This is a genomic window from Paenarthrobacter sp. NPDC090520, assembly GCF_044769205.1.
Lineage (GTDB): Bacteria > Actinomycetota > Actinomycetes > Actinomycetales > Micrococcaceae > Arthrobacter.
Genome location: NZ_JBIVXM010000005.1, coordinates 76019 through 89858, shown reverse-complemented (window position 1 = coordinate 89858; position 13840 = coordinate 76019). Strand labels below are relative to the sequence as shown.

12 protein-coding genes are annotated in these 13840 nt (G+C 60.9%); 5 read left to right on the top strand and 7 right to left on the bottom strand.

Going from position 1 to position 13840, the window contains the following annotated elements; genetic code table 11:
- Nucleotides 1-23: 23 nt before the first annotated feature.
- Nucleotides 24-863, bottom strand: a complete 840-nt coding sequence (locus tag ACIQTZ_RS08210; RefSeq protein ID WP_400333909.1) for a flagellin — start codon at nucleotides 861-863, stop codon at nucleotides 24-26.
- A 195-nt stretch (nucleotides 864-1058) separates the two neighbouring features.
- Here ACIQTZ_RS08210 and ACIQTZ_RS08205 point away from each other — a divergent pair, with 195 nt between their 5' ends.
- Genes ACIQTZ_RS08205 through ACIQTZ_RS08190 form a run of 4 tightly spaced genes read left to right on the top strand, consistent with a single transcriptional unit; the run spans nucleotide 1059 to nucleotide 4226 of the window.
- Complete coding sequence (locus tag ACIQTZ_RS08205; protein ID WP_402949074.1) at nucleotides 1059-1541, top strand: flagellar protein FlgN; 483 nt, start codon at nucleotides 1059-1061, stop codon at nucleotides 1539-1541.
- Between the two features lie 10 nt (nucleotides 1542-1551).
- Nucleotides 1552-2970: a flagellar hook-associated protein FlgK gene (gene flgK, locus ACIQTZ_RS08200; protein ID WP_402979357.1), complete on the top strand. Its 1419-nt coding sequence runs from the start codon at nucleotides 1552-1554 to the stop codon at nucleotides 2968-2970.
- A gap of 3 nt (nucleotides 2971-2973) precedes the next feature.
- Nucleotides 2974-3861 carry a flagellar hook-associated protein FlgL gene (flgL, locus tag ACIQTZ_RS08195; RefSeq protein WP_402949080.1) on the top strand — a complete coding sequence of 296 codons (888 nt, stop codon included), beginning with the start codon at nucleotides 2974-2976 and terminating at the stop codon, nucleotides 3859-3861.
- Complete coding sequence (locus ACIQTZ_RS08190; RefSeq protein ID WP_402979355.1) at nucleotides 3858-4226, top strand: flagellar assembly protein FliW; 369 nt, start codon at nucleotides 3858-3860, stop codon at nucleotides 4224-4226. The genes flgL and ACIQTZ_RS08190 overlap by 4 nt, the downstream gene beginning before the upstream one ends.
- Before the next feature lie 136 nt (nucleotides 4227-4362).
- Here the strand turns inward: ACIQTZ_RS08190 and ACIQTZ_RS08185 are convergent, their stop codons facing one another.
- The 4 genes from ACIQTZ_RS08185 to ACIQTZ_RS08170 form a co-directional block, all read right to left on the bottom strand.
- Nucleotides 4363-5181: a hypothetical protein gene (locus ACIQTZ_RS08185; RefSeq protein WP_402979352.1), complete on the bottom strand. Its 819-nt coding sequence runs from the start codon at nucleotides 5179-5181 to the stop codon at nucleotides 4363-4365.
- Between the two features lie 37 nt (nucleotides 5182-5218).
- A complete protein-coding gene (locus tag ACIQTZ_RS08180; protein ID WP_402979350.1) occupies nucleotides 5219-5995 on the bottom strand; it encodes a hypothetical protein in 777 nt (258 codons plus the stop codon).
- A gap of 137 nt (nucleotides 5996-6132) precedes the next feature.
- Entirely contained in the window at nucleotides 6133-6396 is a 264-nt protein-coding gene (locus tag ACIQTZ_RS08175; RefSeq protein ID WP_402979348.1) for a hypothetical protein, read from the bottom strand.
- A gap of 259 nt (nucleotides 6397-6655) precedes the next feature.
- The gene (locus ACIQTZ_RS08170) at nucleotides 6656-7348 is read right to left on the bottom strand and encodes a hypothetical protein (protein WP_402979345.1); all 693 of its coding nucleotides are present in this window, start codon (nucleotides 7346-7348) and stop codon (nucleotides 6656-6658) included.
- A 212-nt stretch (nucleotides 7349-7560) separates the two neighbouring features.
- Here ACIQTZ_RS08170 and ACIQTZ_RS08165 point away from each other — a divergent pair, with 212 nt between their 5' ends.
- Complete coding sequence (locus ACIQTZ_RS08165) at nucleotides 7561-11358, top strand: hypothetical protein (RefSeq protein ID WP_402979343.1); 3798 nt, start codon at nucleotides 7561-7563, stop codon at nucleotides 11356-11358.
- Between the two features lie 145 nt (nucleotides 11359-11503).
- On the opposite strand, the gene ACIQTZ_RS08160 is transcribed toward ACIQTZ_RS08165, so the two are convergent.
- On the bottom strand, nucleotides 11504-12526 hold the full coding sequence (locus ACIQTZ_RS08160; RefSeq protein WP_402979340.1) for a sugar phosphate isomerase/epimerase family protein: 1023 nt from the start codon (nucleotides 12524-12526) through the stop codon (nucleotides 11504-11506).
- Nucleotides 12523-13710 carry a Gfo/Idh/MocA family protein gene (locus tag ACIQTZ_RS08155; RefSeq protein WP_402979337.1) on the bottom strand — a complete coding sequence of 396 codons (1188 nt, stop codon included), beginning with the start codon at nucleotides 13708-13710 and terminating at the stop codon, nucleotides 12523-12525. The genes ACIQTZ_RS08160 and ACIQTZ_RS08155 overlap by 4 nt, the downstream gene beginning before the upstream one ends.
- Nucleotides 13711-13840: the final 130 nt, after the last annotated feature.

The window sequence follows — 13840 nt, the reverse complement described above, 5'->3', positions numbered from 1 at the left end:
CGTACGGCTGAGCGCAGGAGCGGTTAGCGCAGGAGCGAAAGAACGCCCTGGCCGGACTGGTTTGCCTGTGCCAGCATGGCCGTGCCTGCCTGGGACAGGATGTTGGCCTTGGTGTACTTGACCATTTCCGCAGCCATGTCAGTGTCCGCGATGCGGGACTGTGCAGCCTGCAGGTTTTCGCCGGCAACGTTCAGCGACTTGATGGCGTGGTCCAAGCGGTTCTGGCTTGCACCGAGGTCCGAACGCTGGGTGGAGACTGCCTTGATGGCCGAGTCGATCGCCGTGATGGTGGTCTGGGCGTTGGCGTTGGTGGTGACGTCGAAGCCCGTGGCACCGGCTGCGCCGGACAGCGTGCCCGCTGCCGTTGCTACGTCGCCGAGGTTGACGGCAATGACGTCGTTGGCCGAACCGGCAGTACCCACCTGGATGTTCAGCGCCGCGCCACCCTTGAGGAGGTCGATGCCGTTGAAGTTGGTGGACTGCGTGATGCGGTCCAGTTCCTTGCCCAGCGAGTCGGCTTCGGTCTTGATGGCCGTACGGGCGTCGGCGTTGTTGGAGTCCGAGGCACCCTGGACTGCGAGGTCGCGCATGCGCTGCAGTACGGAGTGGACTTCGGTGAGGGCACCTTCCGTGGTCTGGATGATGCTGATGCCGTCCTGGGCGTTACGGGCGGCAACCGAGGAGCCGCTCACCTGGGACTTGAGGCCCTCCGAGATGGCAAGACCGGCCGCATCGTCAGCGGCACGGTTGATGCGCAGGCCGCTGGAAAGCTTTTCCATCGACTTGGCGAGGGTGTCCTGCGTGGCATTCAAGCTGCGGTACGCGTTGTTTGCCATCAGGTTGTTGTTGATCTGCATGCCCATGATTTTTCCTCCGTGATCTGGACTTACTGTGTGGCAGCCCATCCGTGGGCCGTCACACCGCACTATCGGCGGTGCCCACGCGAGCGGTTAGCAAAAACTTCGAACGGCTTTTGGCCCCGGGCGTGCCTAACGCTTGGGGTCGCCCGGCCGATAGCTAGTGGGGACATCCCCAAACCAGAACTGGAGTTGACCTCAGTGGCCATCCATGAACTGTCAGCCCTGCTGTGGCGCGAACGCGAGCTCCTGGATCTCCTGACGTTCAAGCTCGAAGAAGAGCAACTGCTGCTGACGGCCGGCAAGTCCCGTTGGTTGCCGCATGGCACCCGGGAAGTGGAACAGGTCCTGGACCGTGTCTCCAAGGCCGGACTTGCCAGGGCTGTAGAGATTGCGGCCGTGGCAGAACAGTGGGGTATCTCCGCAGATTCCTCGCTCTCCGAGCTGGCCGCCGCCGCACCGGAGCCCGCCTGGGCCGATGTGCTGACGTCCCATCTGGCGGCCATGCGGCAGCAAACAGCAACCATCAAGGAACTCCGCGACGCCAACGAGCAGTTCCTCCGGGCAGCGGTCCGGTCCACCCAGGAGACGCTGGCCGACCTGAAGCCAGCAGCCGGTACCTACGACGCCCACGGACGCACCGGCGATTCGTCCTCCGCCCATTTGGTGGACCGGAAGTTCTGAAGGGGAACACATGAGCACTTTCGGCGGACTCAACACGGCCTACCGCGGACTCACCGCAGCGCAACAAGCCATCAACCTGGCCGGCCAGAACATCGCCAACGCCTCCACTGACGGTTATACCCGTCAACGGATTGAACAGTCTGCCATTGGCGCACCCCTCCCCGTGGGGCTCAACGCCGGCATCGGGCAGGCCGGACAAGGAGTCTCCGTTGATGGAATCGCGAGGCTTGGCAGCAGCTTCCTCGACGCGGGTGTCCGCAACACCGCCGCAGCATCCGGGTACGCGACCATCCGGTCCACGGAATTGCAGCGGCTCGAGGAATCGTTGCAGGAACCCGGCCCCCATGGACTCTCGACGGCGTTGCAAACCTTTTGGGCGGCGTGGCAGGGAGTGGCGAACCACCCGGGCGAGTCCGCTCCGTCGTCGGTCCTGCTCGAGTCAGCGGCCACCGTGACTGAAACCGTTGCTGCGGGCTACAAGGCCCTGGACGCCCAGTGGAGCCGGGTCCGGGGTGAAGCCGCGGCCAACGTCACCGAGCTCAACGCCGCCGCCGGGCGCGTGGCGGACCTCAACGGACGGATCCGGTCCACGGTGGCTGCCGGCGGGTCCGCGAACGAGCTCATCGATGCCCGGAACCAACTGACCGAGTCCATCGCTGCCATGGCTGGCGGTACGGTCCGCGAAAACGCCGACGGCACAGCGGACGTCTTTATCGGCGGCAACGCCTTGGTCTCCGGGACGTCAGCGCGGCAACTGGCCCTCTCCGGCCCCACGACCCTCGGCAGCACAACACCGGTGCAGCTGGAATGGGCGGACCGCCCGGGCATGGCGGTAAACCTCGACGGCGGTGAACTCGCCGGGGCGGTGTCCCTCCTGGCACCGGCCAACGGGAGCGGCATTGGCGGCGCCCTCGCCCAGGCCGCGGCATCCTACGATGCCTTCGCAACGCAGCTCATGAACGACGTCAACGCCATCCACCGCACCGGGCAGTCCACCACCGGTGCCGGCAACCTGGACTTCTTCGCCACCACACCTGGTGTCCCTGCGGCCCTGTCACTCAGGGTGGTCCCGGGCACTGCGGCCGGAATCGCCACGGGGGCTGCGGGCGCGGGTGCCTTGGATGGCAGCATCGCCGATTCCCTTTCCCTCATTGGTTCCTCCTCCACGTCGCCGGATGTTTTCTGGAGCGGAGTCGTTTCCGGGATCGGCATGGCCTCCCGCTCGGCTCAACAGCATTCGCAACTGGCCGACGCAGCGGGAGTTGCCGCCGTCGGGCAGCGCAACTCCGGCGCGGGAGTCAGCCTGGACGAGGAAAACATCAACCTCCTCGCCGGGCAGCACGCCTACCAGGCCGCGGCCCGTGTGATGACCGCGATCGACGAGGCCTTGGACGTCCTCATCAACCGCACCGGACTGGTGGGAAGGTAAGCCATGATCAACCGCGTGACCACCCACATGATGGCGGCCTCGTCGCAGCGCAGCCTGCAATCGGCACAAACCCGGCTGGCCGAGCTGCAGGACCGCGCACTCACGCTCAAGAACATCAACCGTCCCTCGGACGATCCCGCCGGCGCCGCACAGGCCATTGCCCTGCGGGGCCAGCTCAACGCGGCCAACCAGTACGGCAGCAATATCAGCGACGGAAACGGCTGGCTCGCAGCGGCTGACACGGCGTTGGGCCAGTCCACCAACATCCTGAACCGGGTGCGGGACCTCGTGGTCCAGGTGGCCAACGGCACGCTGAACGATTCCGCCAAGGAGGCCATCGCCGTCGAAATCGAAGGCCTCGGCAAGGACCTCCTGACGCAGGCCAACACGCAGTACCTGGGCCGCAACGTTTTCGCAGGCAGCTCGGATACGGACGGCGCGTTCACCAACGCCACTCCCCCCGTGTTCAACGGTGGGGCCGGAGCCTCGGTGGAGCGTCGGGTGGATGCGTCGCGGACCGTGCGCGTGGATTCCGACGGCGGTGCGATCTTCGGCAGCGGCGCCGGCTCGGTTTTCGCCATGGTGGGTGATGTTGTGGCTGACATCCGCGCCGGGGTCAACCCCAACGGTCGGCTTGCGGCCATTGGCGCAGGGATCCAGTCAGTCATCGATGGCCGCGCCGATGTGGGCATGCGGCAAACACGCCTGGGCCAGGCCCAGGACTCATTGGAAGGGATGAAGGCTACGCTGGAAACGCAGAGGTCCCGGGTGGAAGACCTGGATTTGGGAAAGGCTGTCATGGATTTGAAGGTGCAGGAGACCAACTACCAGGTGGCCCTCGCGGTGACCGCCAAGGTATTGCAGCCTACGTTGATGGATTTCCTGCGATGAGCACGTCCTTGGTTTTCGCGGCTCCCCTGCCCGGACTCGAGGCCGCGGAAGGTTTCACCCTGCGTGGTGTCCCGGGTGCCGATGGCTTGTTCGCCTTGGAGGCCACGAATCCGCAGGTACGGATGTTCGTCGCCGACGCTTCGGTGTACGTGCCGGACTACGCCCCGGCCATTCCGGGCTTTGCGCTGGAGGCCGTTGGACTGGCCCCCACGGAGGGGACCACTTTGGTGGTAGTGAATCCCTCGGCAGATAAGACCACGGTGAACCTCATGGCGCCGATCGTCCTCAACCCGTCCACGGGCACGTGCATCCAGGTGATCCTCGACGGCGGCACGTACCCGCTGCGGGCAGAGCTCGGTTCTTAAACGCAAAACCCCGCCCTACGGACAGAGGTTTCTGACGCAGTCGCCGCTTTCCGAAGCACGACGTAGATTTCCTTCATGCCCGGGTGGCAGATGGGTTAGCTTCATCGAGTTTCTGCCGTTTGTTGTTCGACGAAATTTAGGCTTCCGTGATGTTGTCTCCGGGCCTGATACGCCTACCTCCGGTCATCACTACCTTTACAGCCTTGGCCTGGCGGGTATCACTACGGACAAAGGCCGCGCCGGGTCCTCGCTGAGCTAGAACTTGGCTGATGATCGGTATAGAAGCATTGGCCAGACAGTTGGTGACGCTGACCTCGTCAGGTGCGTCCATCCTCCAATCGGCATTCATGATGGCAGGTATGTTTTTCCGGGTGCTGCCGGGGGGAATCTTCCCTGATCTGGATTGGGCGCCGTGCATCACGATGTGCACCACATCGTACGTAGGTCGCGTTTCCGTGGACCAGTCGGGAGGGGAAAACTGCTGCGGGTGATTGAGCAGTGCCCTAAACAGGCGTGCAGCCTCCAGCTCGTTGAAAGCAACTCCGCCAGCATTCAGTTCCGGTGAAAGCCCTGCGTGATACTTCCGGAGCCACACCAAGAACGATTTATTATCCGTGTGCGCCACACCGCCAAAGACTTTTGAGAATCGTCCCACTACTGAGGAGAGATGGGAGAGAGCGCCATAGTAAGTATCGAAGTACACCTTCGTTAGCGAGTACAGGCGGCGTCTTTGCTTCAGATCCGGCTGTAGACGGCCGGTTACCGGACTGGTACTGAATTCGGCACGCAACCTGTCGATGTCGTCGCGGCGATCGATCAGGTGCTCCATCTCCTCAAGAAAGCCACGGAGTGCCTGACCTTCGTATCGATTGAACGACAGCTTCTCAAGAGTACTGGTCCACGCTTCGATTGTTGCGTGGTCCAAAATGTGTTCAATCGCCTTCTTGCGCACCATAGCTCCGACAATAGGGCACAGCGGCCTCGCCAACGCCCTATCTGGCCTTCTCGCACCAAAGCCCAACGATGTCAGGCCGGAGCCTGGAAGTGAAGCGCTTGCTCTTTCCGGCGTTAAGTTCAACTGCCAAGGTCACGAGTTCCAAGGCTGCCTCGCCTCTCCAGTTCCGCGCCAAGGCCCCGGCAAGCAGGTCGTTGGGGTCGAACCGGTGTCCGGCCTCCTTGAGCTTAGTCAGGCCTTCGGTCACGGTAGAGCGGTCACTGCTGTGCGATAGGCCGGTGCTGGAGTTGATGCTGTTCGTGAAGTGATCCATGGCAGCAGCGACAACACGGTCAGCAATGACTGGTTCCTTGGCCTCAATGGCCGGGCCGCCAAGATGTTCCGGCTTGAATGCCGTGATCCAAGGCTGAGCCCCGACCATCCCCTCAGTTCCATAATGCCGGTCGTGATGGGCGGGCCCTGTGACGCCGAATGCCAGAACGGTCGAGGGCATCCGTTTCCCCTCGACCTGCCACAAGTGCGCGGGTTGGGGCCGGTACAGGAACACCGGCCCGGACGGAAGCAAATCAAGCTTCCCGCGGGAGTCCGCATAGACCTTCGCCCCCGCCTTCACCAGAGCCGCGAGCCTGGGCGCATCCTCCAGATCATCACGACGGCCCGTCTGGATCCCGACTCCGCGCGGATCCCCGTCGGCATGGCTCAGGCACCAGGCGATAGCCGATGCCATGTCCCGGTCATGATCCTCATAGAGGTGATCGTGGGGAAGTGCCACATAAGCACGCGGAACAGCCGTCCGGTCATCTTCAAACATCATGCTCAGATAATCTCACCAGCCACCGACATCCAATTACCCCTGGGTCCGTCGACGGGCTTCGTCCGGATCCTCGTCCTCCTCTTCCGGGGTCCTCCTGACACGATCGACAAAGTAGATGGAAGCGGCCCCGTCTGCTCCTAGATGCGGCCGTCCAGCTTCTGCCACAAAGCCAGGCCTAATTCTCTCCGGATGCCCTGCAACTCAGTCTTGCATTCACCGATCGGAACTTTCGCCCCTGCAGTGCCCTCTGGAAACAACGAAGCAACAACCCTGGGCTCATCAAACAGCCGGCAACTCAATGGATTCAGCCCAGAGAACCCATCAACTTCCCCGGATACAACCCGGATCCCGGCTTCTTCAAAGGCATGAGCGGACTTGTTTTGCACAACGATGAAGCCCACGAACTCAGCGCCTCAAAAATCCTCGACAAGAACTGACCCGGTGGACGAACCCTCGAAGACGGTTTCAACCAAGCGGGCCGGCCTCGCCGATCCGATGAGAGTTACATTCCTCACACCCGGTATTCCATAACTTTCCTTTTGCGCTACGCTGTACAGGAGCAAGGTGTTGGAACTTGTTCTCCCGTAAGGGAGTTCGAGGTCTGGCCTGGCCCCGGGTTTGATTGCTACGGCCGCCCGGGGCTGCTCCCTTTAACGGGCCCTACGCGGGCGAGATGTGAGTGACCATGTGTTCTATGTGGTCGAAAAGTGAAGGCTGTTTGACGGCCATTTTCCTGTAGTAGGCGTACGACACGATGTCCGGCAGCCACAGCAGGTGTTCATGCGTTGGAGAGACCTGCAGAGTCTCTGCCGTCAGGGCGATCGCCCCGGACTTTCTCGCGGACTTGAACGTGAAGTCGTCGATGTTCCTTCGTTTCTGGTCCTGCCTACGTTCCAGAACAAACAGATTCACCGGGTCGCATACGGAACCCTGGTTCAGCTGACTGAGCAGGTGCGTGAGACATTCAAAACGTGCTTTCTCCGCGTTCTTGTCGGCGGGGTCAACTAGGCCCCGGGCAGAAATGATGACCGGCTCCGCGCCTTCGCCGATGTAGCGGGCGAGCTCATCGAGTTTCTCTTTACCTTCCTCGGTCTCATTCGCCTTAGTTGAATGCCAGTACGAAGCGCCGACGGTGGCCAACAGGTCCTTACGGATCCCCTCGTGATCACTCGGGGGAACAACAACAGCTGTGACCGCGTAGAACGGGTCTGAGCCTTCGTATACGCCGGCCGGCATTGATGTTTCGTCGAGGTAGGCAACCGGCCGATCCGCGTTGGTCCTGTAGGCGGATTCGAGGGCTTTGATTTGCAGCTGGGCGTCCAAACTGAGCTGTCCACGCTGTTGTGCGCTCAAAGGTCCCCCGGGTGTTTGTTAACGGCGAAAGTATCTCTACGACTTTACGCCAGCGCACGGACAGCGAGCGTCCAGTGGAAGGCTCCGAGCGGGATGCCCTTGGAAGCGGACCGCCCATTCCCACTCTCGCCGCCGCACCACGTGGTGGCCAGCCGGATACAAGGGCATCTGACGTCGTCAAGGAATGCGTATTTGCCAAATAGGATTCTTGGATGGATACCTCTGCTGCTCAGACCGTTTCCGAGGGTGAAGAAACGGAGGGTTTGGAGCCTGTGGCTGAATCTCCCAATGATGGTCCAGGAGAGACGGCAATTGGAGATTCTTCGACGGGGCTACTTCTTTTGGCGCCTGGGTATGACGAGGCGCAGCACGGCGCTTACGTCCGCCACCTGAAAAATGCCCTTGAGGGCGGGGACTCGGGTCGGATCCGCAACATTGCCTTGACCGGTGGTTACGGCAGTGGGAAAAGCAGTATCTTGGAAGCCTTAGTCAGCGGCGAGCCTGCACGAAAGGCTTCCTCGAAACTGCGGAATAAACAAAGTCCGCAGAACAAGATCATCAGCCTCGCACTGTCAACGTTGGGCGATGAACCCTCAACCGGGGATGCTCCACCTGTCTCAACGACCAACCGGATCCAAAAGGAACTGGTGAAGCAGCTCCTCTATCGTGAGGAGAAAGTTCCCGGTTCCAGGTACCGACGACTTGGGTCCTTCCGGTGGCGGCGTGAGCTTGTTGCGGCATTGATGGGCTCAGCGGTCTTGATCGTTCTGGGCTATATCACCCGTTTCACTGATAGATGGGTCAACTTCGCCGCCGACTTACCTGCCGGTCGGCTGGGCATGCACCTGCTGCTTTTCTTGTTCGCCGCCATGGTGTTCTTGGGGGTGAGGCGGGTTTTCCATAACCGCCTATGGATCGATAAATTCGTCGCGGGACCGGCAACCATTTCCCTATCGAACGCAGCCGGCAGCTACTTCGATGAGTACCTGGATGAGATTGTCCACTTTTTCGAAGCTACGAAGTACGACGTCGTGATCTTTGAAGACATCGACCGGTTCGAGGACCCGCACATTTTTCAGACCCTTCGGGAACTGAACACCATCCTAAACAACTCAACGCAGCTCGATCGGCACATCCGCTTCATTTACGCCATCAAAGACAGCATCTTCGAGCAGCTAGGCACCGAGGGTGCCGGGTCTTCAAAGGATCAGGGCGCAGCCCAGACCTTTGACGCCGCCAAAGCGGAAACCGAGCGGGCTAACCGGACGAAATTCTTCGACATCGTCATACCAGTGGTCCCCTTCATCACGCACCGCAGTTCCCGCGACCACCTGACCGACATGCTGGAAAAGTCCGGCTTCGAGATCTCCCGGGACCTCATCAATCTGGTTGCACGGCACATCGTGGACATGCGTCTGCTCAAGAACATCCATAACGAGTTCGCAGTCTTCCAGGAGCAATTGCTGCTGCCCATAGACCGGCTGGAGGGCTTGAATGCTGATTCTCTGTTCGCCATGGTCGTTTACAAGAACATCCACCTTTCCGACTTTGAGCGGATCAAGGCCGGAACCAGCCAGCTGGATGAACTGTATGCTGCCAGCCGGGTCCTCGTAGAGGAAAATGTCGCCACCCTGGACGAGGAAGCCGAAGATATCCGGGCGAAGCTCTCCCGCCAAGCTGCCGCAGAATCGATGGCAGAATCTCTGGGCGAGGCCTTGGAGCGATATTTCGAGCGGACCTTCCGGCATCAAAACCAGAACATGAGCGAACCGTACGACATGGTCGCATCCGTGTCGTGGAAGTCAGTCGCTGCTCCCATTAGCGCGATGATCCGCACGCCTGATTTCTGGCGGAACTACACCGAAACAAGGGAAACCCTCACAATCACCGCCCAACGAAGGTTTAACGGCTTCTTCACCTTCGAGGATGTAAGCGAGGCCCTGGGTGCGGACCTGTCCCCCGTTCAGTGGGAAAAGCACAACCGCTTCAAGCTGGACATGCGCCTCAAAGCCGCCGAGCTTAACCGCAACGTGCTGATGAGTGCTGATATGGCCGAACTCATCCAGCACCCCGAGTTCACACTTGAGCACCAAAGCAAGACGTGGGCTTTCAACGCGATTTGCAAAGAGCTCCTGAAATCACGTCTGGCAATTGACTTGGTGGCCCATGGATACATCGACAGGAACTTCGCCCTCTACACTTCACATTTCCAAGGCGTTCACATCAGCCTGCAGGCAATGAACTTCATCATCCACCATGTACACCCCAATACCACGGGCAACCTCTACGAGCTTTCGAAACCAGAAGACATCGACGCTGTACTCAACGACCCCGACACGAACCTGCGCGAACGAAGCATGTACAACCTGGGCATCGTGGACTACCTCCTGGAAAAGGACGACCCCCGATGCGATCCCATTGTTCGCAACCTTGCTGCGGCATCTGGCCAGGATGAGCGTAGATTTTTACAGGTTTACCTAAGAGGTGGAAAGCATCCTGTCGCCCTTTACCGACGGATGGCCGCCGGTGCACCCAACATCTTCCAACGGATACTCAAACTGCGTGTGCAAGACAACATGAAGAGAACCTTGATCAACGCGGCCCTCTCCGGGGCAGAGAAAAACATCGACTACAACCTTGAGGGACTCCATCCGTACATCGAGGAAAACTACACCTCAATGAGCGTCTTCACGACGGAGGACGAATCCGCTGATCTGCCCAGTTCACTAGTGAAGATCATGGTCTCCCTTGGAATCTCGTTCCCCACCATCGAACCCTTGAACCAGTTCTTCAAGCAGCTCGCTGTGGAACACAGCCTCTATGAGGTAAATCAAACCAACTTGCAAGTTGCAATGGATGGACACACGAATTTGGCACTGAATGCCATCAAAGACAGAGACGTAAACGTCTACAATCACGTCCTCAATAACGCCACCAAGTACGCAAAACTCATAGCCAACACCCACCCGCCCACCCACACGATCAGCTCCGCGGACCGGTACATCGAAATCCTTGAGGAAGCCCTCGCACTGGATATCACATCGGCCGAAGCCCTGATTCCTGGCGCCTCACCGGACTGCGCGGTTGTCAGCCTAGGGGATGTGAGCACCGACCTGTGGCCGGCACTCGCGAGAAATAACCGGTTCCTGCCGGCTTTCAGCAACCTTGAAAACTACCTCCACACCGTCGGCAGCATCGACGACGCACTAGCAGCGCTCCTCAACACCACTGACAAAATTCTGGACTACGAGGACGAATCAGAAGATGACAAGCAGGCGCTCGCCGTCACCATCTTGAGCGCTGATGAATCCCTCCTGGCACCTGAAGTCAAGAGTCGTCTGGTCCAAGGCCTGGAGCTCGAAGACTACGTCACCATCGCACATGTCGAGGTTGCCGAGGGTCAACTCCTTGGAGTGCTGATACGGGACGGGATCGTTGTTGATGAGGCTGCATCGTTTGACGCAGCAGTGGGCCTTGCCTGGGACACGCGAGAGTTCGCAATCCGTCACTCAAGAAACTTCCACAAGTACATGATGCCCGCGCACTTACCCGCAAAGGACCTTGGGCCGCTTATGGCAAGCGGGACAGTGCCTGAGAACGTGAAAAGGGCGGTGATCCGCCGCCTACCCGAATTTGCTCCGAGGGCAGGCCGATCTGCCCTCACGGAGGTAGCGAGCTACGCTCACAGAAACCAGATAGAACTCGATGAAGCGTCACTCCGGATCCTTGCGGCCGGGAAGACTGACCCGCTCGCATTCATCGACGTTCTGGAATCGGCCTTGGAGACCCTGAGCACTGCCATGGTGATGGAATTCCTTGAGCTCATAGGCCCCCCGTACAGGAAGCTGACTCAATACGGAGGACACGTTACCCTCCCCCGGACCGGCTCCCATCATGCCCTTGCCTTATTTGTCGAGAATTACGGGCCAGCCAGCTCGGATAACTGGGACAGGACCGAAGGCAAGAGTGACTTTCGTGTCTTCATGAAGAGACAGCCTCCGAAGCCTTAGAGCTTTGCCTGAGATTACGACGCAGGCGCCCGGGGGTTGAACCTTCTATGCGCGGCTGGCAAGGATGGCCGGCCACATTACTGGTGGCTTGGCAGTGATGTGGCCGGCGTTCCGCGGAGAATTGTCCGTTGGACGGGGTTGTGCCCTAAGCCGGTGTCGCGTGAAGCGACACCTCGAGGGCTGCGTCGGCGTCGCGGAGGACTTTGGCGGCGACTTCGAGTCCTTCGATCCGGCCGAGGGAGACGTCCTCGTGTTCGATGTTGACCAGCATGTTGGGGTCTACTTCGTGGAGGGCGCGGAGGAATTCGGTCCAGTAGGCGGTGTCGTGTCCGCGGCCCAGGGCAACGAAGTCCCAGGCGGAGTTCTTCGGCCATTCGTTGGCCCACTCGTCCCCGCCCAGGTTGGTGCGGTTCTCTTCCGGGGAGAGCCTGCGGAAGCTGTTGTCCAGGACGCCGTAGAGCGCGGCGTTGTCCGTGTTGACGCGGACGTCCTTCGCGGCGGCCTGGAACACCAACGGGCCGAGTTCGCGGATCACGGCCACGGGGTCCATTTGCTGCCAGAACAAGTGCGAGGCGTCCAGTTCAACGCCCACGTGGGTAGCTCCGGTGAGTTCAATGAGCTTGTGCACGTCGGCGGTGTTGAACACGATGTTCTGCGGGTGCAGCTCCAACGCGACCTTAACGCCGTGGTCTGCTGCCAGGCGGTCGGTTTCCTTCCAGAACTCCGCGGCCACGCCCCACTGGTAATCCAGGACGTCCAGCGCGGCGGAGTTCCAGGCGTTGACCACCCAGTTCACCACGGTGGCGCCGGGTTCGCCGCCGGGCAGCCCGGACATGGTCACTACCCGGTCCTGGCCAAGACGCTGCGCCAGGCGGATGGAGCGGCGGATGTCCTCGGCGTGCTTCTCGCCGATTTCGCGGCGCGGGTGCAGCGGGTTTCCGTTGCAGTTCAGGCCGGCGATGGACACTCCGGTGCCTTCAAAGAGTCCCAGGTAGTCATCGCGGGCGGCATCGCTTTCCAGGATTTGGTCCATGGTGGGTACGTGGGTTGCGGGCAGGAACCCGCCGGTGTTGATCTCGATGCCGGTCAGGCCAAGATCGGCGATGACCTTCAGTGCCTCGGGAAGCGGGCGGTCGTGCAGGATCGCGTTGTAGACGCCGAGTTTCATAGCGTGATCTTCTTTCCGTTGTTCAGGGCCGATTCGGTGACGGCACCGAGGAGTTCCATGTTGCGGACGCCCTCATCGAACGTGGCGCAGCGGGGCAGGGACTCTACTTCGGACAAGCCGGCAATCTCTTCGAGGAAGGCGCGGGCCTGGTAGCCGAACGCGTCGTTCTGGCCGAAACCGACCTCGGGCGCATCCATCGCCAGACCGCCGGCGATATACGGGTGGCCCGGTCCGAGGATGACCTGGCGGTACCCGTTCTGGATACCGGAGTCGTCGTTGAGGAAGAGCTGGATTTCGTTGGGGCGGCGCTGGTCGAACTTCGCGCCGCCGTTTTCGCAGAACACCTCGAACTGCAGGCTGTTGGCGTGCCCGGCAGCAACCCGGGACACTTCGAAGCTGCCCGCACCATTGGCGAACTCGGCGTTGAAGGCCGCGTAGTCGTCGTTTTCCACCGCCTCAAACGTGTCGCTGACGGCCACGTGGTCGTGCCCCATGACCGCGCTGAGCGGCAGCGGACGCTTGTCGATCGAGGTAGCAAGCCGGCCGCCGCTGATGGACTGGATATCGCCGCACAGGAACTCGGAGACGTAGGTCAGGTGGCTTCCGACGTCGGCCAGCGCGCCGGAGCCGGGTCCGCCCTTGTAACGCCAACTCATGGGGGCCGAGGGGCTGAAGCCGTAGTCGGTCCAGTACCGGCCGCTGAAGTGCAGCACGTTGCCCAGTACGCCGTTCTGGATCAGTTCACGGATGTAGGCGATGCCGGGGGTGCGGCGGAACGTGAACCCGATGCGGGCCAGGTTGCCCCGAGCCTCGGCGGCGCGGGCGGCGTCTGCCATGGCGCGGGCGTCCTCCAGGGTGTCGCTCAGCGGCTTCTCACACAGCACGTGCTTGCCGGCCGCCAACAATCCCTCCACCACTTCGCGGTGCAGCGAGTTGGCAATCACCACGCTGACCACGTCAATATCGTCGGCCTCGGCAATGGCCTGCCACGACGTGTCGTTGCGTTCGTACCCGAAACGGCGGGCGGCCAGGGATCCGAACTCGGCGTTCACGTCACCGATCGAAACAAGCCGCACCTGGGGCAGCACCGGGCTGTAGAGGGCAGAGGCCGTGCGGTACGCGGCGGCGTGGGCCTTACCCGCCATGCCTGCACCAATAACGGCGACGCCGAGGCTTTCAGCCATGATTTCTCCTTCGAAATTCCGCCGTCAGAGGGGGCACTGAACGGCATTTTGTAGCGCTACAATTTTTGCACAGGCATTGATCGTAGCCATGTCCATATGTCCTGTCAATCATTGGCCGACTATCCTCGAA

Coding starts and splice junctions, on each gene's coding strand:
- ACIQTZ_RS08210 (WP_400333909.1), bottom strand. CDS start 863: ATGGGCATGCAGATCAACAACAACCTGATGGCAAACAACGCGTACCGC.
- flgK (WP_402979357.1), top strand. CDS start 1,552: ATGAGCACTTTCGGCGGACTCAACACGGCCTACCGCGGACTCACCGCA.
- flgL (WP_402949080.1), top strand. CDS start 2,974: ATGATCAACCGCGTGACCACCCACATGATGGCGGCCTCGTCGCAGCGC.
- ACIQTZ_RS08190 (WP_402979355.1), top strand. CDS start 3,858: ATGAGCACGTCCTTGGTTTTCGCGGCTCCCCTGCCCGGACTCGAGGCC.
- ACIQTZ_RS08185 (WP_402979352.1), bottom strand. CDS start 5,181: ATGGTGCGCAAGAAGGCGATTGAACACATTTTGGACCACGCAACAATC.
- ACIQTZ_RS08180 (WP_402979350.1), bottom strand. CDS start 5,995: ATGATGTTTGAAGATGACCGGACGGCTGTTCCGCGTGCTTATGTGGCA.
- ACIQTZ_RS08165 (WP_402979343.1), top strand. CDS start 7,561: ATGGATACCTCTGCTGCTCAGACCGTTTCCGAGGGTGAAGAAACGGAG.
- ACIQTZ_RS08160 (WP_402979340.1), bottom strand. CDS start 12,526: ATGAAACTCGGCGTCTACAACGCGATCCTGCACGACCGCCCGCTTCCC.
- ACIQTZ_RS08155 (WP_402979337.1), bottom strand. CDS start 13,710: ATGGCTGAAAGCCTCGGCGTCGCCGTTATTGGTGCAGGCATGGCGGGT.